17 protein-coding genes and 5 pseudogenes are annotated in these 20,937 nt (G+C 60.1%); 12 read left to right on the top strand and 10 right to left on the bottom strand.

The annotated features are described in order from the left end of the window. The 3 genes from B0G69_RS41660 to B0G69_RS43050 all read left to right on the top strand — a co-directional run. A partial coding sequence (locus tag B0G69_RS41660; RefSeq protein ID WP_206751806.1) for a hypothetical protein occupies positions 1-353 on the top strand: 353 nt, incomplete at its 5' end. A 996-nt stretch (positions 354-1,349) separates the two neighbouring features. Then, positions 1,350-1,859, top strand: coding sequence for a GNAT family N-acetyltransferase (locus B0G69_RS37505; RefSeq protein WP_158609051.1), 510 nt, complete (start codon positions 1,350-1,352; stop codon positions 1,857-1,859). A gap of 348 nt (positions 1,860-2,207) precedes the next feature. After that, the gene (locus B0G69_RS43050) at positions 2,208-2,378 is read left to right on the top strand and encodes a VOC family protein (RefSeq protein ID WP_347232540.1); all 171 of its coding nucleotides are present in this window, start codon (positions 2,208-2,210) and stop codon (positions 2,376-2,378) included. Positions 2,379-2,594: 216 nt separating this feature from the next. Here the strand turns inward: B0G69_RS43050 and B0G69_RS37495 are convergent, their stop codons facing one another. Continuing rightward, positions 2,595-3,302 carry a DUF3471 domain-containing protein gene (locus B0G69_RS37495; protein WP_121325043.1) on the bottom strand — a complete coding sequence of 236 codons (708 nt, stop codon included), beginning with the start codon at positions 3,300-3,302 and terminating at the stop codon, positions 2,595-2,597. A 273-nt stretch (positions 3,303-3,575) separates the two neighbouring features. On the opposite strand from B0G69_RS37495, the gene B0G69_RS41575 reads away from it, so the two are divergent. Beyond that, the gene (locus B0G69_RS41575; protein ID WP_199731508.1) at positions 3,576-3,731 is read left to right on the top strand and encodes a hypothetical protein; all 156 of its coding nucleotides are present in this window, start codon (positions 3,576-3,578) and stop codon (positions 3,729-3,731) included. Positions 3,732-4,247: 516 nt separating this feature from the next. Here the strand turns inward: B0G69_RS41575 and B0G69_RS42515 are convergent. Further along, a pseudogene (locus B0G69_RS42515) lies at positions 4,248-4,456 on the bottom strand (GNAT family protein); the annotation flags it as partial. A gap of 78 nt (positions 4,457-4,534) precedes the next feature. Here B0G69_RS42515 and B0G69_RS37475 point away from each other — a divergent pair. Continuing rightward, positions 4,535-5,624, top strand: a pseudogene (locus B0G69_RS37475) (IS630 family transposase). Here B0G69_RS37475 and B0G69_RS37470 read toward each other — a convergent pair. Continuing rightward, a pseudogene (locus B0G69_RS37470) lies at positions 5,619-5,978 on the bottom strand (GNAT family N-acetyltransferase); the annotation flags it as partial. The pseudogenes B0G69_RS37475 and B0G69_RS37470 overlap by 6 nt on opposite strands. A gap of 154 nt (positions 5,979-6,132) precedes the next feature. On the opposite strand from B0G69_RS37470, the gene B0G69_RS42510 reads away from it, so the two are divergent. Then, positions 6,133-6,489 (top strand): hypothetical protein, encoded by a 357-nt coding sequence (locus tag B0G69_RS42510; RefSeq protein ID WP_241991682.1) that lies wholly within the window; start codon positions 6,133-6,135, stop codon positions 6,487-6,489. Positions 6,490-6,551: 62 nt separating this feature from the next. On the opposite strand, the gene B0G69_RS37465 is transcribed toward B0G69_RS42510, so the two are convergent. Both B0G69_RS37465 and B0G69_RS42910 read right to left on the bottom strand, forming a co-directional pair. Beyond that, a complete protein-coding gene (locus tag B0G69_RS37465) occupies positions 6,552-7,529 on the bottom strand; it encodes a serine hydrolase (RefSeq protein WP_277873612.1) in 978 nt (325 codons plus the stop codon). Between the two features lie 82 nt (positions 7,530-7,611). Then, positions 7,612-7,716, bottom strand: a complete 105-nt coding sequence (locus B0G69_RS42910; RefSeq protein ID WP_277873619.1) for a serine hydrolase — start codon at positions 7,714-7,716, stop codon at positions 7,612-7,614. 189 nt (positions 7,717-7,905) lie between these two features. On the opposite strand from B0G69_RS42910, the gene B0G69_RS40870 reads away from it, so the two are divergent. Beyond that, the gene (locus B0G69_RS40870; protein WP_147440829.1) at positions 7,906-8,172 is read left to right on the top strand and encodes a hypothetical protein; all 267 of its coding nucleotides are present in this window, start codon (positions 7,906-7,908) and stop codon (positions 8,170-8,172) included. Between the two features lie 861 nt (positions 8,173-9,033). Here B0G69_RS40870 and B0G69_RS42505 read toward each other — a convergent pair. Together B0G69_RS42505 and B0G69_RS42500 are read right to left on the bottom strand one after the other, a co-directional pair. After that, positions 9,034-9,150 carry a BON domain-containing protein gene (locus tag B0G69_RS42505; RefSeq protein ID WP_241991681.1) on the bottom strand — a complete coding sequence of 39 codons (117 nt, stop codon included), beginning with the start codon at positions 9,148-9,150 and terminating at the stop codon, positions 9,034-9,036. A 38-nt stretch (positions 9,151-9,188) separates the two neighbouring features. Further along, complete coding sequence (locus B0G69_RS42500; RefSeq protein WP_241991680.1) at positions 9,189-9,377, bottom strand: hypothetical protein; 189 nt, start codon at positions 9,375-9,377, stop codon at positions 9,189-9,191. 246 nt (positions 9,378-9,623) lie between these two features. Between B0G69_RS42500 and B0G69_RS37455 the strand changes: the two genes are divergently transcribed. Beyond that, the gene (locus tag B0G69_RS37455; RefSeq protein ID WP_121325041.1) at positions 9,624-10,181 is read left to right on the top strand and encodes a hypothetical protein; all 558 of its coding nucleotides are present in this window, start codon (positions 9,624-9,626) and stop codon (positions 10,179-10,181) included. A gap of 278 nt (positions 10,182-10,459) precedes the next feature. Beyond that, positions 10,460-11,638, top strand: a pseudogene (locus B0G69_RS37450) (IS3 family transposase). Positions 11,639-11,653: 15 nt separating this feature from the next. Here the strand turns inward: B0G69_RS37450 and B0G69_RS37445 are convergent. Further along, positions 11,654-11,944, bottom strand: coding sequence for a DUF4148 domain-containing protein (locus B0G69_RS37445; protein ID WP_121323990.1), 291 nt, complete (start codon positions 11,942-11,944; stop codon positions 11,654-11,656). 290 nt (positions 11,945-12,234) lie between these two features. Here B0G69_RS37445 and B0G69_RS37440 point away from each other — a divergent pair. The 3 genes and pseudogenes from B0G69_RS37440 to B0G69_RS37430 all read left to right on the top strand — a co-directional run bounded on the left by B0G69_RS37440 (position 12,235) and on the right by B0G69_RS37430 (position 18,381). Beyond that, positions 12,235-15,470, top strand: a pseudogene (locus B0G69_RS37440) (efflux RND transporter permease subunit). A 217-nt stretch (positions 15,471-15,687) separates the two neighbouring features. Next, entirely contained in the window at positions 15,688-16,845 is a 1,158-nt protein-coding gene (locus B0G69_RS37435) for an efflux RND transporter periplasmic adaptor subunit (RefSeq protein ID WP_121325040.1), read from the top strand. Between the two features lie 27 nt (positions 16,846-16,872). Then, the gene (locus B0G69_RS37430; RefSeq protein WP_241991679.1) at positions 16,873-18,381 is read left to right on the top strand and encodes an efflux transporter outer membrane subunit; all 1,509 of its coding nucleotides are present in this window, start codon (positions 16,873-16,875) and stop codon (positions 18,379-18,381) included. Here B0G69_RS37430 and B0G69_RS37425 read toward each other — a convergent pair. Both B0G69_RS37425 and B0G69_RS37420 read right to left on the bottom strand, forming a co-directional pair. Beyond that, a complete protein-coding gene (locus B0G69_RS37425) occupies positions 18,362-19,936 on the bottom strand; it encodes a heavy metal sensor histidine kinase (protein ID WP_121325039.1) in 1,575 nt (524 codons plus the stop codon). The two genes, B0G69_RS37430 and B0G69_RS37425, sit on opposite strands and share 20 nt — an antisense overlap. Then, complete coding sequence (locus B0G69_RS37420; RefSeq protein WP_121325038.1) at positions 19,936-20,613, bottom strand: heavy metal response regulator transcription factor; 678 nt, start codon at positions 20,611-20,613, stop codon at positions 19,936-19,938. The genes B0G69_RS37425 and B0G69_RS37420 overlap by 1 nt, the downstream gene beginning before the upstream one ends. Between the last annotated feature and the right edge of the window lie 324 nt (positions 20,614-20,937).

Below are 20,937 nucleotides of genomic sequence, written 5' to 3'. Positions count from 1 at the left end.
GCCGGGATGGGCGTGGGACGCCGAGCCTGTATGCCGTCTTCGGCGACAAGCGGACGATATTCTTGCGCGTCCTTAAGGCGTATGCAGAACGGAAGGGCGCAAGAGCCGCGAAGGCACTCCTCTCGGCACAGAGTCTTCGCGACTCGATCGCGGGCTTTTTGAGGTACGCCGTCGAAAGTGCGACCGAGAAAGGGTCCGCCCGGGGCTGCCTTATGGTGTGCGTCGCGCCGCTTGTGAACGACGCTGAGGTTCAGCGGTTCCTGCAGAGCGCGGTCGCTGGCGGCACGGCGCTAGTGGAGCGCCGTTTCCGGGACGGGATCAGCGCGGGAGAAATTGCATCTGACTTTCCGTAGTCGCGCGCGCAACGCAAGTCACGGATTTTGCTCGTGGCCTGACCATGCGTGCGCAGATAGGCACGCCGCGCAAGACGCTCCTGAAAGATGCTGACGAAGCGGCCGACCTAGTGCTTTGCCGCGGCGTGGAAACGCGGGGTCAGAAAGTTGACGCCGACGTTAAGGGGCGTTGCGGAGCAGTAGGCTTTGGTAGTTGCCGCTCGCGCGCCCCTCAAACCCGATCAATCGTTTCCCGTTTCGGACAGGATGGATCACCTTGATTTGGAAATCGAAGCCTGTAAGCCAGTTGGCCCCAAGCGCGGTCCCTCTCGGGTGGCGATTCACGGCAGTATGAGTTGATCATGCCCTCTCGAAATCGTTGCGCGCAATCTCGGCAACTGGAAACCGCGCGGCATCGCACGGCTTGTCTGTGATAACTCCGAATCACCTCAAGATGCTGTTGGTCGTGCTGCAGAACGACTGCCGCGTCGTACACCTCCATCTGCCGCACAATGGTCTTCTTCGGCTTGACCTCGAAGTGCCAGTCGGAAGCTCCCCTACCAGGCAAATTCGTCACCTCAATCTTCGTTCAACGTCCGTTGTAGCGGCGCATGCTCGTGTCCGATGAGACTTCCAGGGTTCCGTGCAGGCGACTCCGAAGCGGCCCTTCACAACAGGCCGTTGTTGGCCGGGTTGAGGCGGTACCACCGGCAATTCGCTCGCCGGAAACCGGCCATTCAGCGAGGGCGGACGAGACCTTGGCTATTCAAATCGGATGGCGACCTCGACCGGCGGCTCGTGGCCGAGAGCACCAGTTCCGTGAACGTTCTACAGAGCTGACGTTGGAGTCGTCAATGCCAGCTTTCCGGCGAGGTGGCTGAACGCGTACTGCCGGCCACGAACGGACGGTCGTCGGCGAATACTGAATCGTCGACAATTTCGACGCGGCGAACAGCCAGTAGAATGTGGCGGATTACCCAGATACCCTTTCCCGCGTTCGCCTGGTTGGAAAAAGCAATGACTCATGTGATCCGCATCGTCCGATGGGAGGCGTTAAGCCCGGCCCAGAAAATCGTCGTTGAGAATTTGAAGATTTCCGATCGACAGATTGAGTATGCTGGGCCAACTCACCGCGCAGTCGAGGCTTGCATATCCGATCTGACTGGCGAAATCCAAGGCGCGGCTATCTTCCACATGGAAGTAATTGTAGGTTTTCTCGTTCTGAAGAGGCGAAGCGCCGCCCCCAGTTGGGCTTCAACGGGAGCCGCCGTCATTTCGGCCCTACGTATCGACTTACGCTTCCAAGGTCTAGGAATCGGAACGGCTGCGCTCCAGCGTCTGCCGGAATGGCTTTTGACCCACTGGCCCGACACCAAGTCCATTATGCTTTCCGTCGACGAAGAGAATGAGACCGGGCGCCGTTCGTATGCAAAAGCCGCTGGGTGGATCTGGGAACCCGGGACAAGGAAGAATCGGGTGGGTTCGCTATATGAAGCGCGACCTGCAAACGGTGTTTGCTGTCTCTGACTGAGCTTAGCGCAAGAACTCGCTTCGGCCACAACCGGTCACGCGGAAAGGCGGCGACAATTTTCGTTCGACGTATCCTTGAGGTTTGATGTTCCGACACTCAGGCCAACGATCCCGATAACAAAACCCGATGCAAGCACATCTCAGAATAGCCAGACCTGTCAGCGACCTTTCGCGGGTGGAAAGCATGTATTGCGCAGCGCTCAGCCTCATTGTGCTGGCGAAATTTCAAGACCATCAGGGCTTCGACGGGTTGATGCTCGGACGTTCCGGCATGGACTATCACTTCGAGTTCACACAGTGCCGTGAACATCCGGTAGCGCCAACACCAACACGTGAGGATTTGCTGTGTTTTACGCCCCGGATCGAGTTGAGTGGCAGTCGACTTGCGATCGTCTCGCCGAGAGCGGATTTGTTTGCGTGGCGTCGCTCAATCCTTATTGGGACGTGTCAGGTAAAACATTTGAGGATCACGACGGCTACCGAATCGTTTTGCAAAACTCGGCGTGGCCCTCATGATGCATGCGGATGCCGGCTCGATCGCTTTGCAGCAAGTCGAACGGTCGCGTGAGAGGCGAACTCGGGCCAATTTGGGACGTTCGACCCCGAAGCCTAGGTCGTTGACAATTGCCTTTCGGACGCCGCGCTTGCTCAGCGGGTGAACATCGCTGTCGTTGAGAATCGTCATGTTGTGCAGACAATCGAGTCAATAGCGATACGAGGAAATTCGCGTCGTCAAGAGTCCAGTTTGCGCGCGACCCGATCGCATCCGTTCTGATGCAGCGTCAGCTTTTCGGCGAACCCTTGATCGTCCATTTCGAAGGTGATCTGCGCGTCAATCAACTTCGCAAAAAATCGGTGTTCGGCCTCGGGATACAGCGCGATTCTCGATTGCCCGGTGCCTTGGGTGAAAAGTTGTCCATTATCGACCGTCACCGTCAGGATGAAGTCCGGACGCAGCCAGAAACGCCCTGCATAGGACCGCAGGCGGACAGGATCGACGTCGATCTCGTTTCGAATCTTGACCGGTTGCCGTAGGGGTTTTTCGGGTCTCAACAGATGCAGGCCAATGTCGCCGACGTCGAACGCCGCGTTCGCCAACACCACCACGCCTCGTGATGTGCGACGGTCGAACCCGATGAACGACCGGCAGCCCAGTGTTCCTCCCGTATGGCCGAACCATTGGGGTTCGCCATGTCTGCCGCCCACGCCCATTCCCCAGCACAGTGGAATGACCTGGTCGCCAAGCTGCCGACGTATGTCGAGCGTCTTGCCAATCGCCTTATCGAGTGCGGACGGCCGATGCCCCATCACGGCTTCGAGAAATTGCAATTGATCCTCTACCGTGGACACCAACGCCCCTGCCGCCAAATACCCGGCCGAGATCCATCCGTTGCGCGAAACGCAGGTCGAGGTCGTGACCCGGGATTCGCCTTCTTTCAATCTCGTCAGGCAGTTCGATGGCCGTATTCGCCAGTTGCAGCGGTGTGAGGATGCGAGCCCTCAGCACGGTTTCGTAATCCGCTCCTGCCCGGCATGCAAGCGCATAGCCCAGGAGGCCAACGCCGAGGTTCGAATACTCAAACTCCGAGCCGATGTCACGGGGCAGTTCATAGTGGGCCAGGAACGCGTAAAGGAGATCGATCGTGTAACCCGAGAACGGGTCGGGAGAGCCGTTCTCAGCCATGTTGTCGGGGTGACGGGCAACGCGGACGTATGCGTCGCAAGGTCATGCAGGGTGATAGACCTGCCATTGCGTTCTGGCACGGGCGGATTGCCCGGCAACAGACGCTGAACTGGCTCATCAAGCGCGACTTCGCCCGTCCCGATCATGTCCGCCAGCAGGATCGCCGTATAGACCTTCGTGACTGAACCGATTTCGAACGCAGTGTGTTGGTCGGGAATACGGGCGTCGTTCTGACTGAATCGGCCATAGCCGACGACGCGCCGCTCGCCGTCGCCGACCATCCCAACGACGATCGCTACGCCTTCGCGGCGCGTATCGATCCTGTCCGAAAGGATACGTCGGATTGCGTCGTCGTCTGGGAAGTGAGTGCGGGGCGTAAGGGGATCACAGGACGGCATTGGGTTCCTTTGGCGTAGACCAAAATTAATCGTGTCGCAGCTGAACTGGCGAAGGTGACAACTTGCGACCGCCCGGTCGTCAAAAGAAAGGCAAAACCTCAGTCGGCACTCGCTCGGCCTACGCGACGTAGATGGATCACTGGCCAGTTCGGGACCGCGCCCGCTCCCGTTGGTCGGGTGGCCATTATCGTGGCAAAGAATGCGGCCGCGGTCAGTCAATTCCGGTAAATCGATACCCCGGACGTAAATTTGCGCCGCCCAGGAGAATCCTAGCCTCTCAGGCACGGCGACAAACTCACCGGTCTAGCGGCGGTCAGTTTCTACGTAGGCCAGACGATCACGTTCAAGCAGGCCATACAGCGCGCTATCTGACACCTCATGGCCAACTATCCAGCGATCACGCAACAGCCCTTCACGGACAAACCCGAGCGCTCGAGAAGACGCGCGGAGGCTGAATTCCGCGGGTCGATATCTGCTTCGATCCGGTGTAAATTCAGCGCACGGAATGCATGCGACTAGTGTCCCGTTCTGTTGTTAACTAATCTATGTTCACGTAGCATGCTGGTATCAACGGAACGGGAGATACCAGCATGCCCATGGGACGACCGAAGGCCGACCTGGTATTGAGTGAAGATGAGCGCTCGCAACTGACTTCGATAGCGCGTTCGCGCTCGATTTCGGCGGCGCTGGTGACGCGTGCGCGCATCGTGCTGGCTGCTGCTGCCGGGGAACCCAACAGCGCAATTGCCCAGCGTCTTCAGATCACGCGTGCCACGTGGGCAAGTGGCGTATCCGGTTCCTGGAGCATCGCATCAACGGGCTGTATGACGAAGTGCGGCCCGGCAAGCCGCGCACGATTGACGATGAGCGGCTGGCTCAACTGATTCACAAGACCCTGCACACCAAGCCAGCGGATGGCTCCACGCACTGGAGCGTGCGCACGATCGCCGCCGAAACGGCTATCTCGCCGACGAGTGTGCACCGCTACTTCAGGCTGCTGGGCCTGCAACCGCATCGCAGCGAAAGCTTCAAGCTCTCGACCGATCAATTCTTCATCGAGAAACTGCGCGACGTGGTCGGCCTGTACCTGAGCCCACCGGAGAACGCGCTGGTACTGTGCGTGGACGAGAAGAGCCAGTGTCAGGCCCTCGAACGTACGCAACCCATGCTGCCGATGGGTTTCGGTTACGTCGAAGGCGTTACCCATGACTACGTTCGTCACGGCACCACCACGCTGTTCGCCGCCCTGAACGTACTCAACGGCGCAGTGCTCGCCACCTGCAAGCCGCGTCATCGGCATCAGGAGTTCCTGTCGTTTCTGCGCGAAATCGACAAGGCCGTACCGGCTGAACTCGACGTGCACTGCATCGTGGACAACTATGGCAGTCACAAGCATCCCAAGGTCAAGGCGTGGCTGGCAGCAAAGCCCCGCTGGCACATGCATTTCATTCCTACCTACAGTTCGTGGCTTAACCAGGTCGAACGCTTCTTTGCGCTGATCACCGACAAGGCCATCCGCAGGGGCTCGTTTGGCTCGGTCAAACAACTGATCAAGCGTATCGATCAGTTCGTTTCCACTACAACGAAAACTGCAAACCATTCATGTGGACCGCATCCGCTGATTCCATCCTCGAAAAGCTACACAGACTCTGTTCGCGAATCAGCGGAACGGGACACTAGCGCGGAAGCCGCCTCTCGCATAAATCCGTTTCCCCAATGCTTGCGCTTGAGACTAAAACCTATCTCCGCGCGTCGGCATTGCTCGTTCGCATTAAAGAGAGCGCAGTCGCCGAGCACTTCACCGGTCGCCTGCAATTCGACTACGCAGATGCAATCCTGGCTTACAACGGACGTCTTCAATTTACGTGCGACGCGATCCGTTGCCTGATCTAGCGATGTCATCGCTGGAAATGGAAGATAACGCATTGCCTCGGCGTCCGACCAGATTGCTAGCAGCGCTTGCGCGTCTTCATGACGAAGCGGCCGCAGAATGAGGCGCGCGGTAATTAAGGTGACCGGTTCAAAGCTTGGCATGTCGAAGTGGGGCATCGGGATAGATGACTCGAGCGAAGTATGTGAGCATGCGACGTGTCGGGGCAGTTAGCTGTCCCCACAGCCGTCTGCCGGCAACGCCGCGCTAACGCTTGGGCAGCCCATCGCCTTCGAGCGCGTCAGCGGGGATGGAGTCGTGGATGCGCGGCCACTCCAGCTCGACATGTGCATTCCAGTGGCGAAGCGCTTTGACACGACCTTCTTCGTCGACAACGAATTCGAACGTGATGTCCGGAAAATCGCTGCTGCGAAATTGCAGGCCTTTGAGTGGTTTGAGGACATCGGCGGGTTCGCCCGGATGAAACAACGAGATATCGCCGTCTCGGCTCAGCTTGACGCCGACCTTCCTGCCGAGAGGCGTTTCGTACGTGCCGACCAGTCTCGCGAGCACGTCCGCGTCGGGTCGCGTTGGAAGACGAACGAACACGGCTTCCGCCTGATCAAGCCATATCGCCGCTCGATCGATATCGCCGAGCATGCTCGTAAGGAATGAAACCGACCACGCGCCATTTGTCTCGTCATCAGCCGTATCGAAGCGGTCATAATGAAAATGGTTCAGAGGCAGATTGATCTGACGGAAGCGGAACTGAAGTTGGGTGCCGTCGGTTGTAATATCAGCGGCCCGTATGCCGGATGCTCATACGAGCCGACGTAATCCGTGAGATCGTGTGACGGGTGCGTGTTCGGAACGGCACGCGGCACGGCGCGTTCTCGCGCTTCGCGCATTGTGGCCTTTGCCTTCCTGCGAAAGTCGTGCAAGCGCGCCGTCCAGTCGGTCTCTTTGAGACCAAGCACGCGACTATAGATGTCGAAGCCAATCGCATTGCTTAGCGGGGCGCAATGGTCGCCAATCACGAACACAGAGACACCAACCTTTTCTGTCGAGAGATATGACACCTGTGAATGAAACGCGCGCAGGGTACCGCCATGACTCGTCAACAGATGGCCTCGAAACGCGGCCGTCATGCGTCCCATGCCATAGATGCCGTTAAGGTCAGTTTTGAAGCCGAACACGTCGCTCATTTCGTTTGGCCACGGCAAGCCCGGAGCGAGCGTCGCCTTTAGCACGCTCGCTGGTATCACCTGCTTGCCGTCGATCAGGCCGTCGTTCATCAGCATGATCGACCAGCGCGCGATGTCGTCGAGGCTAGCGACGATGCTGCCCGCCGGACTGCACTCGTCATCTTTGGGCGACGGTGGTTGCCAAAATTCATCGCTGCTGCGTCGTTCGGAGCAAGGTAACGCGTAGTCTCCCTGAGCATCGGCTTTTGCGTCGCCATACGTGAACAAGGTGCGTTGCATACCAAGTGGCACCAGAATCTCGTCGCTGATGAATTGTTGCCATGGCTTACCGCTTATCAGCTTGATGATATGACCAACCGCTTCGTACATCATGTTGTTATAGATGAGCCGCGAACGGAGCGGAGCAATCGGCTTCATGAAGCGGATGCGTTCGAAAAGGTCTTTCGTCGAGTAGTCTGATTCGTACCAGATCATGTCATAACGCGGCACACCGGTTTTGTGCCCCAGCATGTCGCGTAACGTGACTGCCGCATCAAGTGACTGGTCGTAAAACCGCAGACTGGGTACTGCATTACGATCGGTTCATCGAAGCTCAGCAGGCACGTTCAACCAGCAAACCTGCGGCGACAGCGGTAAATAGTTTCGTATTCGACGCGATTGGAAACAGCGTCGAGGAAGTAAATGGCCGCGCGTTCACAACGTCTCGATGGCCGTACCCCTGCGTCAGCACGACCCCTCGTTCCTGACTATGCTCACACCGACTCCGGCACGTGCCAGTCGCGCACGAGAGTTTCCATATACCTATCGAAATCGCTAATCTAGTTTGCTCGAATCGCTCGACATAGAGTCTTCCTTCTAATTAAATGTGGATCGTAAGAAAAGCCGAATGTATCGAGAGCAGCGTGACGGAGGCGTGGTGGCTGGTGATTTAGCGAGAAAAATAAAGCAGCGGCGGAATCGCGAACAAAGTCGCCTGAATAAGGATCAGGTGATTGAGCGCTTCGCGGTCGGGGCCGACGTGAAATTGGCCACGGTGAATACTGAAAGGCACGATATGAAACTCGAAAGGCCGTTCAGAGTCGATTCATGCACCTTGCATACGCCGCTATCGGCAAACGACCGCACATGGATCAGTGGGGTTCGGCCAATTTGAGACGCTCGAATTGGCAAGAATCTTGAAGCGTTATTGAATCGGTGGCTGAACAGGCCAAAGCGGTTAATATGCGACTTCTTCGACCGCAAGGAATTCAACTTGAATATAGTAAAGCGCGTTATGCTTCGGTTTTTGAGGACGGTTTCTCTGGCTTCTTGGCAATACTGGCACTGCACCACAATGGCTCGATCGAAACAGAGACCTTGAATGACAGTTCGCCTCAGACGGTGTGGACGATGCTCACGGCGACCGACGACTACCCATCGTGGATCCGAGATTTCGACTACGCGGACAGCTTCGTGACAGTAGCGTCATCGAGTTGTTGAGGGGACGGGCCATACCCAATGGCGTTTCATCCAGATATTGCGGTGCAGGCTATTCGAGAATTGAGTTGGAAAGGTACGTTTGGTGTCCCGGCATTTTTGACGGCGAGCACCGCTTCATTCTCGAAATCGTAGGCAGTAAAACGCGTTTTATCCCAGGCTGAAGAACTCACCGGCATTCTTGCTGGCACCTGACTCGAAGCGTCTAGGACACGATTACTAGCATGCATGCGATGAATACGCATTGAAAAGCGAGCCGAGCTAGCGTCTCGTCAACCGCCAAAATAGTCGGTTGGAGCATTTGGACACTCCTGCTGATGTGCCGAATGGCGCTGATGAAACGGCGCTGACCGTTCGGGTCGTCCTATGCCACATGATCAGGCAGGGCGCGGCCAGTTTGAGACACTCGAACCTAAGGCCTAGATTGCTGACAATCGATGCCCGCCAAGGCGCAAATGCACTGTTCCTTGACGAAACCGCTGGTCGCGCGCAGCCCAGCATCGCGTCTCGTCCGTCATCTGTTTTCCGGCCAGCGGCGTTATCGCGGCCTGAGGTGTAGATCGTTGCTCACGGATTGCACCCCCGCCACGCCACGCGTCACGGCAAGCGCTTGCTGAATCTGTACCTCTGCATCCACGTATCCTGACAACTGCACGACGCCTCGATATGTGGCCACGCTTATCGGCAAGAATCTCAGCCCAGGGTCTCGACGAGCGCCTGCTTCACACTGCCGGCGAGCGCAGCGTCGTCAGTGGCAGGATTCCCCGGCACGGTCATGGCCTGCATCGCTGTCGACTTGCAGCCGTTGATGAACACGAACGCGGGGAGCGCGAATGCCGCGACCATCAGCAATTGGCTTTTGATGTGTGGCACGTCTCGCATGTCGGCTATGACATCCTGATTCGAGAACAGTGGGCGTCATTCGGGTTGGCTTCGAGGTACAAATTCCGCCCTCGTGGAGTCCACCATGATAGCGCAGGGTGGCGAACTTGCGACCGAGCCGACTGCGCCGACTCTGTATCCTGCGAGGCGAGTCTTTGGCTCAGTTCGGCCATTTCCCGGCGCTCGACGCGAGACCAAGGATCACCGACAATCAACCAAATCACTCGGTGGGCACGCGACGAAGCGATGGACGCAATACCTGAAAAACGCTACTCAGAGATTCTGGCGGCGATAGCCCCGACCTTCCTTGATCACGATGTGGCAAAAGGTCGAAGGCTTTCCACGCCGTTTCTCGTGAACGGACCGAAAGATCCTGAAGCGCGGCGCATCATGGTTATTGGAAGGGAGTATGGTGGGAACGGCTGGAACGTCGCGCACCAGGGTGACGGGCCGAACGCGTACGTAACGAAGGCGCTTACTCGGCATCGAGATTTCTTCGACAAAGCCATGGCGAAGGAAGGTCGGGACAGGGGGGACACCTTCTTCAACTTCATGCGCGCTTTGGCGAGGAGCATCGGTACTGAGGGAGGACTTATCTACTCCAACCTGCTCTGCTTGGATTCTGGTGGGAAATCTCCCCGCACCTCGGAACACTTTCCACTCATCAAGCGCCTTTCCAAGCAGCTACTGGATGTGCAGCTCGATCACTTCAAGCCAGACGTAGTTATATTCGCGAACGGGATGGACACAGTCGGTATCAGGCGCGAATTCTTCCGATCGACGGAGACGGAAAGGTTTGTGTGAGCCTTCGAAATTGGGAAGAAAGAGGTATATCGAAGAATCAGCTTTGGGAATTCGAACTCCATGGAAAGTTTCTGTGCTATAGGATTCAACATCCGTCAGCTAGGTCGAATGCTGCTAAAGGCGGCTCGGAAGCAGCTAGTGGAAGTCCTTTCCGAGACGATACCGGCGAAAGCAGCTAGTTACCGCGATAGCGGCCGGCGCGGACGGTTTGTAGTGGTCTAATTTCCTCGACAGGTCGATAGGGGGACAATCCGGAATCGACGAGGAAAAAGAGCAGGATGACAAGAAGGCGCCGACAATTTGACACCAGCTTCAAGCTGGAAGTGGTACGGATGGTACGGGACCAGGGGTTATCGGTCAGCGAAGTCTGCCGGTCGATGGACCTGTTGAGACAGCCGTGCGGCGCTGGGTGGCCCAGTACGACGCAGAGCGTGCGGGCGGCCCCGGCGAGGGCAAGCCGTTGACGGCGGAACAGCAGCGCATCCGGCAACTTGAAGCGGAGAACCGGCAATTGCGCGAGGACAATGCGCTGCTAAAAAAAGCGTCGGCCTTCTTTGCCCGGGAACTGAAGTGAGTTACCGCGTGGTAACTCACTTGCAACAGGAGGCCGTATCGGTCAGTCACGCCTGCCGGGTGTTGGAGGTGAGTCGCTCTGGCTACTATGCGCACCAGCGCGCTAAGCCGAGTGCAAAGAGTCTGCAGGAGCGGACCCACGTCAAGGCAGCATTCGTCGCCAGTGGCGCGAGCTATGGCAGCCGCCGTGTGATGCATGCGCTGCGGGAGCATGGGCTGCATATTGGTCGCTACCGGGTGCGGACGCTGATGCGCGAAGCGGGCCTGCGCACGAGCTGGAAGCGCAAGTTCGTCTCGACGACCGACAGCAGGCATACGCTACCTGTCGCGGAGAACGTGCTCGACCGGAAATTTGAGGTCGCCGAGCCCAACCGCGCGTGGGTTTCGGACATCACGTATATCCGCACGGCGCAAGGCTGGCTGTATCTGGCGGTCGTACTGGGACCTGTACTCACGCAAGGTGGTCGGCTGGTCCATGGCGCCGACCATGCCGGCCCGCACTGGTCATTTCGGCACTGACCATGGCGCTGCAGCAGCGTCGGCCAGCGTCAGGCCTGCTCCTGCATTCGGACCGGGGCAGCCAGTACGCGAGCGATGAATACCAGGCCTTGCTCAAGCAGCATCACGTGGTTTGCAGTATGAGCCGCAAAGGAAATTGCTGGGACAATTCGGTAATGGAGCGGTTCTTCCTGAACCTGAAAATGGAGCGCGTGTGGCAGCGTCAGTACGCCAACCACGATGAAGCACGGCGCGACATCAACCAGTACATCGTCGGTTTTTACAACGCAGTACGCTTGCATTCGACTTTGGGCTATCTGTCGCCCGTTGCCTACGAGGCAAAACCGACAGTAAAAGAACCTATCAGCCTGTCCGAAATAACTTGATCACTACACCCAGCCTCAATTGGAAGCCGCCGCAGCACCCACACCACCCGCTCCGGCCGTCTTCACAGCCGCTGCTTCCCCCGGATGCTGAATAGCATAAATCTCCCGATTCCGGGCAATCGTCGCCTCACTAGGCGGATAGTCATCCTTAGGCGCCGGCACGAGCCCTTCAGCCTGGGCCTGCTGCAACTGGGCCAGCACTTCAGCCCGCGTCAACCCTGGCGAATTAGACTGAGCAAAAGCAGTCGACCCAATCGACAAACCAAGCGCGGCAACAGCAACAGCCAAAGCGGTAAAACGTTTCATGATGTCTCTCCGAATATGTGCAAGAAATGAGTGGCCTGAACCACGCTTCCCATTCTTGTCATTTCAGCTGTCGGAGCACTGACCTTCGGATTACCGTTTTGTTATCTACGCACCGCGCCTGAATCAGAACAGAAAACCCAAACTCCAGATAACAGAACGGTAATCTATCCGACCACCGCCGGTAAGCGCCACCCCCACACACTCCTGACTCACGAAGAAGCCCGCGTCCCGCGCCGCCAGGCGTTGAAACAAACCGTGCGCTTCCCTCTGCCTCTTTTCAGGAAACCGTCATGTGGATCGTCAAGCTCGCGCTGCGCCGCCCATATACATTCGTGGTTTCTTGCGGTGTTGATTTTTATCGTCGGCCCGCTCGCGATACTGCGTACACCCACCGATATCTTTCCGAACATCGACATCCGGTGGTCAGCATCGTCTGGACGTATAACGGCTTTTCCGCACAGGACATGGCTAACCGCATCACGTCGAACTACGAGCGCGCGCTGACCTCCGACGTCGACGATATCGAGCATATCGAGTCGCAATCGCTGAAACGGCGTCTCGGTAGTGAAGATCTTTTTTCACCCGGGCGCTGACATCAATCGCGCGATTGCCGAGGCGGCTCCAATTCGGCTTCGATCCTGCGCGTGCTGCCGCCCGGCACGTTGCCGCCGAACATCATCACGTACAACGCGTCGACGGTGCCAATCCTGCAACTTGGGCTTCTCCAGCGACACGCTGTCCGAACAGCAGCTCTATGATCTCGGCAACAGCCAGATCCGCACGCAACTGGCGACGGTGCAAGGTGCGTCGGTGCCGCTGCCGTTCGGCGGCAAGGTGCGGCAGATCATGGTCGATATCGATCCGCGCGCGCTGCAGGCAAAAGGGCCTGTCACCACTCGACGTGGTCAACGCCGTCAACGCGCAGAACCTGATTCTTCCGGGCGGCACCGCCAAAATCGGCACGAAGGAATACAACGTGCAGATGAATGGCAGCACTGACACGGTGGCCGCGCTGAACGACCTGCCGATCAAGACGGTAGCCGGCGGCGTGGTGTATGTGCGCGACGTTGCCCATGTGCGCGACGGCTATGCGCCGCAAACCAACATCGTGCGCAGCGACGGCAAACGCGCGGCGCTCCTCACCATCGAAAAATCCGGCAGCACGTCCACCTTGACCATCATCCAGCAGGTCAAGACGATGCTGCCGCATATCGCGGCGGGTTTGCCGAGCGCGCTGCATATCACCGCGCTGTCCGATCAATCGGTGTTCGTGAAGTCTGCCGTAGTGGGTGTGGCGCGCGAGGCCGTGATCGCCGCGGCCCTGACCGCGGTGATGATCCTGCTGTTTCTCGGCAGCTGGCGCGCAACGTTGATCATCGTAGTGTCGATTCCGCTCGCGGTGCTGACCTCACTGATCGCACTTTCCGCGCTCGGCCAGACCATCAACATCATGACGCTTGGCGGGCTCGCTCTAGCGGTGGGTATTCTCGTCGACGACGCCACCGTCGCGATCGAGAACATTACGCACCATCTGGAGAACGGCGAGCCACTGCACGACGCGATTCTGAACGGCTCGGGCGAAATCGCGGTACCGACGTTCGTCTCGACACTGTCCATCTGCATCGTGTTCGTGCCGATGTTTCTACTCTCCGGCGTGGCGCGCTATCTGTTCGTGCCGCTCGCCGAGGCGGTGGTGTTCGCGATGATCGCATCGTATTTCTTCTCGCGTACGCTGGTGCCGACCCTCGCGATGTATCTGATGCGTGCGCGCAGTAACGCGCCTGTCACGGGCAACGGACCGATTGCGCGCCTGATCCGCTTCCAGGCAGCCTTCGAACATCGCTTCGAGAAGTTGCGCGAACGCTATCGCGGCGTGCTTGCGTCGGCTATCGCTAGCCCGCGCCGTTTCATTGCGATCTTTCTGCTGCTGTGTATCGGCTCGCTCGTCCTGGTGCCATTCTCCGGCCGCGATTTCTTCCCCGCTGTCGATACAGGGGAAATCCGCCTGCACCTGCGTGCGCCAACTGGCACGCGTATCGAAGACACCGCGCGCATCACCGATGAAGTCGAGGCCCGTATGCGCAGCGTGATCCCGAAGCCGGAACTCGCGGCCATGCTCGACAATATCGGCGTGCCGGTGAGCGGTATCAACCTGACCTACGATTCCTCCGACCCGATCGGCCCCGAAGACGCCGACGTGATGATCACACTCGCAGCCGGACACAAGCCCACCGCTGCCTATGTGGCGACGCTGCGCACCACGCTCTTCAAGGATTTCCCCGGCGTTACGTTCGCCTTCCTGCCCGCCGATATCGTCAGTCAGATTCTCAACTTTGGCTTGCCTGCGCCAATCGATATCCAGATCGTCGGCAACAAGCTCGATGCCAATCGCGTCGTGGCGAACCGTTTGCTTGCTCAACTGCGCGGTGTACGCGGCCTCGTCGATGCACGCATCCAGCAACCGGGCGACGAACCCGCGATCAACGTCAATGTCGACCGTACGCGAGCAATTCAGGCCGGCCTGTTGCAACGTGACGTGTCGCAGAACCTGCTGATCGCGCTCTCAGGCAGCTCGCAGACCACGCCGAATTTCTGGCTCGATCCGCACAACGGTGTCAGCTATCCGCTGATGGCGATGATGCCGCAGTACGACATCAATTCACTGCAGGCGCTGGCCAATATTCCAGTCGCGCAGAACCGTGGCACGGTGGCGGCATCCGCTGCGGTAAGCGGCAACGGGCCCGCTCCGCAGAACCTGCTCGGCGCGATGAGCACGCTGACACGCGCCACCCAGCAAGCTGTCGTCTCGCACTACAACGTGCAGCCGGTGCTCGATATTTTTGCATCGGCGCAAGGTCGTGATCTCGGCGGTGTGGCGACCGATGTGAACCGCCTCGTCGATCAGATCCGGCCGCAATTACCGCCGGGCGCCTCGATTGTGGTGCGCGGCCAGGTGCAGGCGATGCACGACTCGTTCAGTGGCCTCGCAAGCGGTCTCGTGTTCGCGATCGCCCTCGTCTATCTGCTGATGGTCGTCAATTTTCAGTCGTGGCTCGATCCGTTCATCATCATCAGCGGCTTGCCGGGTTCGCTCGCGGGCATCGCGTGGATGCTGTTCAGCACAGGCACGACCGTGAGCGTGCCGGCACTGACCGGCACCATTCTGTGTATCGGCATTGCCACGGCTAACAGCATCCTCGTGATCAACACCGCGCGCGAATTCCATCACGGTGGCAAGCCGCCGCTGCAGGCCGCGCTCGAGGCAGGCTTCAGCCGTTTCCGTCCGGTGCTGATGACCGCGCTCGCCATGCTGATCGGCATGCTGCCGATGGCGCTCGGCCTCGGCGACGGTGGCGAACAGAACGCGCCGCTTGGCCGCGCGGTGATCGGCGGCCTTGCGCTTGGCACGGTGTCCACCTTGCTGTTTGTTCCGGTCGTCTACGGGATGGTGCATGCGTGGCTCGATAAACGACGCGCGGCTCGCACCGCCGCGGAAGAATCCCGCGTTCCCGCCCGCACACTTTGACTCCGACGAGAACTAGCTCATGAACAATCCATCACTTCCGCCGGACCTCGGCGACAGGTCTGAACCGGCTGTTGAGGTTGATCGAGCCGCAGAAGCTGCTCGAGCCACCGATACCGCGCATGCCACTGAGACCGTTCAAGCGGCTCCGTCCGCTCAGCGCGCGAGCGGCAACGAATACTCGCACCCCACCGCCGCCGGAACCGAACGCTCAGCCGACATGACCACAAGCCCGAAGCCGCGTCGCCGCGTGTGGCCGTTCGCATTGGCTGGCCTCGCCGCAGCGTTACTGATCGTGGGCATCCTGCCGCGTCTACACGCAAGCGCCGCGCTGACACAACAGACGCAAGCGCAAAGCGTGCTCAGCGTGTCCGTGGTCACGCCGCGCCCCGCACCGGCCGTCAACGAATTGCTGCTGCCAGGCGCGGTGACACCGTTCGCCGAAGCATCGATCTATGCGCGCACGAGCGGGTATCTGGCGCACTGGAACACCGACATCGGCGCCCAGGTGAAAAGCGGTCAGACGCTCGCCACGATCGACGCGCCCGATCTGGACGCCCAACTGCGCCAGGCCCGCGCCGACGAAGCCACCGCCCAGGCCAACTTCGACTTCGCGAAAACGACAGCGCAACGCTGGCAGGAGATGCTGAAAACCCAATCGGTCGCGCAACAGGATGCGGATACGAAAGTCAGCGACATGGAAGCGCGTCGCGCGATGCTGGCGTCGGCGCAGGCCAATGTCGCGCATCTCGCCGAGCTGGTGTCGTACGAGAAGATCACCGCACCGTTCGACGGCACGATCACCGCGCGCCATGTCGATGTCGGCGCACTGGTGACGGCGGGCGGCACGCCCGGCACGGCGGGTATGTCGGGCGAGCTGTTTCATATCCAGCAGACCGGCGCGCTCCGCGTATTCGTCGACGTGCCGCAGAACGACGCGCCCTACGTGACGCCCGACACCGGCGTGTATCTGACCGCACAGCAATATCCCGGGCGGCGCATTGCCGCAAAAGTCGCGCGCACAACCGGTTCGATCGATCCGTCGAGCCGCACGTTGCGCGTGGAGGTCGACGTCGATAACAAGGATGGTGCTTTGATGCCAGGCGCTTACGTGCAGGTGCATCTGCAGTTGCAGTCGACCACACCGGCGCTCGACCTGCCAGTCAGTGCCCTGCTCTTCCGCCCCGACGGCGTGACCGTCGCCGTGGTCGACGGCAATGGTCGTGCGGCGCTCAAGACGGTGCACATCGGCCGCGATTTTGGCACGCATGTGGAAATCACCACGGGCCTCGCGGCGACCGACCGCGTGATCGATAACCCCGGCGATTCGCTGAGTACCGGGCAGGCCGTGCAGGTCGCGCCGGCCGCGCAGGGCTGAGCGCGAATGATCGAAAGGATGAGTCGAATGTATTCAATCTCTCTTTCACGCCCGTTGCTGCGCCGTTCGATTGTGGCCACGCTGATCGGCGCGCTGCTGAGCGCCTGCTCGACACTGCCGCCTTACCAGCGCCCGACCGCCGAGATCCCAACGCAATATGCGGGCGCGGCGCCCGGCTGGGCACAGGCCGCGCCTGCTGACACAGCGCCCCGTGGCCCGTGGTGGACGATCTTCAACGATCCGGTGCTGAATCGACTCGAAGCGCGCGTCGACGTCTCGAATGAGACCGTGCGCAAGGCGGTTGCGCAGGTGCAGCAAGCGCGTTCGATGGTGAACTATCAACGTGCGGGTTTTTTCCCGACCATCACCGCCGGTGCCGCACAGGATCGCTTCCGGACCTCGCAGAACGTCGAAGGCAAATCGCTCGCGGGCAAGACCGTGCCTGACTATTCGGCCGGCGTCTCGGCGAGCTGGGAGCCGGATCTGTTCGGCCGGGTGCGCGATAGCGTGACTGGCGCGAAGGCCGATGCCCAGGCTAGCGAAGCGGACCTCGAAGCCGTGCGCCTGTCGATGAGCGCCGATCTTGCTGTTGACTATTTCGCCTTGCGCTCGCTCGACACGCAAAAGAAGCTGCTCGACGACAGCGTGACCGCCTACGCCGCCGCCTTGAAGCTCCTGCAGCAGCAACTGAAGGACGGCGCGATCGATGCCTCCGCGGTCGCTCAGGCCACCACCCAACTCGAAGCGACGCGCACCCAGGACACCGATATCGACGTGACGCGCGCGCAGATGCAGCATGCGATTGCCACGTTGATCGGCGAACCGGCTTCGACATTCACGCTGCCGCCGAACGGCTCGGCTGCGACGCCGCCGGCGATTCCCGTAGGCGTGCCGTCGCAACTGCTCGAGCGGCGCCCCGACATTGCCGCCGCCGAACGGCGCGTGGCGTCGGCGAATGCACAGATCGGCGTGGCGCACGCAGCTTTCTTCCCCGATCTGGTGTTGTCGGCAAGCGCGGGGCTGGAGAGCACCTTCTTCGCGCCGTGGCTCAGTGCGCCGAGTTTGTTCTGGTCGCTCGGCCCGCAACTGGTCGGCACGCTGTTCGACGGCGGCAAGCGCACGGCCAGCCTGCATGGCGCGACGGCACAGTACGACGGCGCGGTCGCGGATTACCGGCAGTCGGTGTTGGTGGCCTTCCAGCAGGTCGAAGACAATCTGTCCGCCTTGCATTCGCTCGCCGACGAAGCCACCAGCCAGCAGCGCGCGACTACGGCCGCCGATCTTTCATTGCGGCTCACGACAAACCGCTTCAAGGCGGGAGCCGTCAGTTATCTCGACGTGGTGACGGCACAGACGATCGCACTAACGAACGAGCGCACCGCGGATCAGATTGCGGCACGGCAGTTGGAGTCAAGTGTGCTGCTGTTGAAGGCGCTGGGTGGGACGTGGCACGGGCAGAGTGACACCGCAGCGATGCCGGATGTAGCAGCCGCGACAGCTCCGACTGCGCCAACCCCTAAACCCGCCGGAACGTAAGAACGAATCGCGTGCTCTGCGCATCGCTCTCCGCATGCACCGTGCCGCCGTGCAACTCCATGATCGTGCGGACAATGGCAAGCCCGAGCCCTGTCGACCCTGTGGACCCTTGCGACATACCGGACGAAGGCAAGGAACTGCGTGACGGATCGACGCGATAGAAACGGTCGAAAATCCGCTCGAGATGCTCGGCGGCGATCGGCTGCCCCTCGTTCGACACGGTTACGCGCACCGCATCGGCCGATGCGCGAACGTCGAGCGCGATCTCGCCGCCGGTCGGCGTATAGCGGATCGCATTGGCCAACAGATTGCTGGCGGCGCGGCGAAACAGTTCAAGATCCGCCGTCAACGTTGCCGCGCCGGTGACCTGCACCCTGACATTCGCATCGTCGGCGATGCCCTCGAAGTATTCGGCAATCCGCGTCAGTTCCTGACCGGCATCGAATTTGCGCATGTGTTTGACGAACTGCGGATGCTCAGCGCGTGCAAGGAAGAGCACGTTTTCGATCATTCGCGAGAGCCGGTCGCACTCTTCCAGATTCGAGGCGAGCAAGGATTCATATTCATCAGAAGAGCGAGGGCGAGCGAGCGCAACTTCCGCAGCGCCGCGCATGTTGCTAATCGGTGTACGCATATCGTGCGCAAGGTCGGCGGTGAAACGCGACAGACGTTGAAAGCCGTGTTCGACCCGTCCGAGCATGGCATTGAGCGCGTTCACCAGTGCTTCAAGTTCGCTCGGCACGCGCGCCACCGTGATCCGCGTATTCAGGCGATTGACCGTGACGAGGCCCGCACTCGCCGCGATATCGCGTAGCGGCCGCAACGCGGCACGAATCAGCAGATAGCTCAGCAGCATCGCCAGAATCACGCCGGCGGCGCCTGCCAGGTTGAGCTTGTCGCGATAGCGGTCGAGCAGCCGCCAGCGGTCGCTCATGTTGCGCGCGATCAGCACGGTCGCCGTATCGCCGTTGTGCAGCCGCGCGTCCGTGAGGATGCCGCGAATCGGTGCGCCGTTGCGGCCAGTCCAGTTGCCGATATCCACGTCGGTGATGCGCGCCGTAGCGGGAATGCGCGTGAGCGGCGGCAGCGCGGCGATCGTCTTGACGCCGCCGGCTTCGGCGGTCTCGCCTGGATCATGGAGATCGCTTGCCGTGCCTGCTTCGCTCGTTCCATTGGGTGCAGCGGAAGCATCAGGCGCGTTTGGGGCCGCCGAGGCAGCGCTGCTCGCCGCGCCGCCCTGCGCCGCAAACGTCTCTCCGGCGTTGTGCTCGATCGCCATGCGCCCATCGGGACCGAATACCTCCATCGACATCGCTTCATTGCCCAGCACGATGCTGCTCAACCGGTCGCCGTGCTCGCGAATTCCTTCCGACGTATCGAGTTCTTCAACGAGCCGCCGTGCATGGCGCGCGGCAAGCACAATGTCCAGATCGTCCTGCGCCTTGATCTGCTTCTCCAGCGCGAGGTACAGAAAACTCCCGACGAGCACGAACACCGCGAGCGTAGTGACACCGAAGGCAAGCGCGAGCGTCGCGGCGAGCGATCGGCCGCGCATCAGGCGGCGTCCTTCAGTTCGAGCACGTAGCCAACGCCGCGCACCGTATGAATCAGCTTGACGGGAAAGTTATCGTCGATCTTGGTGCGCAAGCGGCGGATCGCGACTTCGACGACATTGGTGTCGCTGTCGAAGTTCATGTCCCACACATACGACGCAATCTGCGTGCGGCTCAGCACTTCGCCCTGGCGGCGCGCGAGCAGTTGCAGCAGCGAGAACTCGCGCGGCGTGAGATCGATACGCGTGCCACCGCGTTTCACGCGACGGCGGTTCACGTCCATTTCCAGATCGCCCACCTTGATCAGTTCGCTTTCGCGCGGTGGCCCCCGGCGCGCCAGCGTGCGCACACGGGCCAGCAGCTCGACGAAGGCGAAGGGCTTGACGAGGTAATCGTCTGCGCCGAGCTCGAGGCCGCGCACCCGGTCGTCGACGTCGTCGCGCGCGGTGAGGAACAGCACCGGTGTGGTTCGCGTGCTGCGCAAGGTCTTGACGATGGTCCAGCCGTCCATGCCGGGCAGCATCACGTCGAGCACGATCACGTCGTACTCTTCTTCCTGCGCGAGGATCAGCCCTTGCGGGCCGTCGTTGGCTACATCGACCGCATAGCCGGATTCCTCCAGACCTTTCTTCAGATACGCCGCTGTTTTCAGTTCGTCCTCGATTACCAGGATTCGCATCGGTTGCTCCGCTTTGCGTTGACAATGAAATCATACCGGCAAGCGCTCCGGCCGGTGATTACGTCCCGGTAATGTGCGTCTGCACGGCCACCTGCTGTCCCGTTGAACATGGACATCCGCAGTGTGCTGACGGGCAGATGTGCGCAGGGTCACCTTACCGGCGGCCGGATATCAACTTAACAAACGGCTTGGTGACTATTTGCCCGATCGTCAGCGGACGTCGGCAAAATGCCGGCTTTTTTGGTGCCGGCGTCGCTGTGATTGGGGCATCAGTCCTGCGCCGGTCGAATTCAGGCGGCCTTGGTATTGTCTGCGGCAGTCGAA

Source organism: Paraburkholderia sp. RAU2J, from assembly GCF_003634845.1.
Taxonomy (GTDB): Bacteria; Pseudomonadota; Gammaproteobacteria; order Burkholderiales; family Burkholderiaceae; genus Paraburkholderia; species Paraburkholderia fynbosensis.
Note: the sequence above shows the minus strand (reverse complement) of the source record. Positions and strands in the feature narration are given on the sequence as shown.

What these genes read in the sequence shown, in the direction of transcription:
- B0G69_RS37505 (WP_158609051.1), top strand. Translation starts at nt 1,350, where the DNA reads ATGACTCATGTGATCCGCATCGTCCGATGGGAGGCGTTAAGCCCGGCC.
- B0G69_RS41575 (WP_199731508.1), top strand. Translation starts at nt 3,576, where the DNA reads ATGCGTCGCAAGGTCATGCAGGGTGATAGACCTGCCATTGCGTTCTGG.
- B0G69_RS37465 (WP_277873612.1), bottom strand. Translation starts at nt 7,529, where the DNA reads ATGCTGGGGCACAAAACCGGTGTGCCGCGTTATGACATGATCTGGTAC.
- B0G69_RS40870 (WP_147440829.1), top strand. Translation starts at nt 7,906, where the DNA reads ATGTATCGAGAGCAGCGTGACGGAGGCGTGGTGGCTGGTGATTTAGCG.
- B0G69_RS42500 (WP_241991680.1), bottom strand. Translation starts at nt 9,377, where the DNA reads ATGCGAGACGTGCCACACATCAAAAGCCAATTGCTGATGGTCGCGGCA.
- B0G69_RS37455 (WP_121325041.1), top strand. Translation starts at nt 9,624, where the DNA reads ATGGACGCAATACCTGAAAAACGCTACTCAGAGATTCTGGCGGCGATA.
- B0G69_RS37445 (WP_121323990.1), bottom strand. Translation starts at nt 11,944, where the DNA reads ATGAAACGTTTTACCGCTTTGGCTGTTGCTGTTGCCGCGCTTGGTTTG.
- B0G69_RS37435 (WP_121325040.1), top strand. Translation starts at nt 15,688, where the DNA reads ATGACCACAAGCCCGAAGCCGCGTCGCCGCGTGTGGCCGTTCGCATTG.
- B0G69_RS37430 (WP_241991679.1), top strand. Translation starts at nt 16,873, where the DNA reads ATGTATTCAATCTCTCTTTCACGCCCGTTGCTGCGCCGTTCGATTGTG.
- B0G69_RS37425 (WP_121325039.1), bottom strand. Translation starts at nt 19,936, where the DNA reads ATGCGCGGCCGATCGCTCGCCGCGACGCTCGCGCTTGCCTTCGGTGTC.
- B0G69_RS37420 (WP_121325038.1), bottom strand. Translation starts at nt 20,613, where the DNA reads ATGCGAATCCTGGTAATCGAGGACGAACTGAAAACAGCGGCGTATCTG.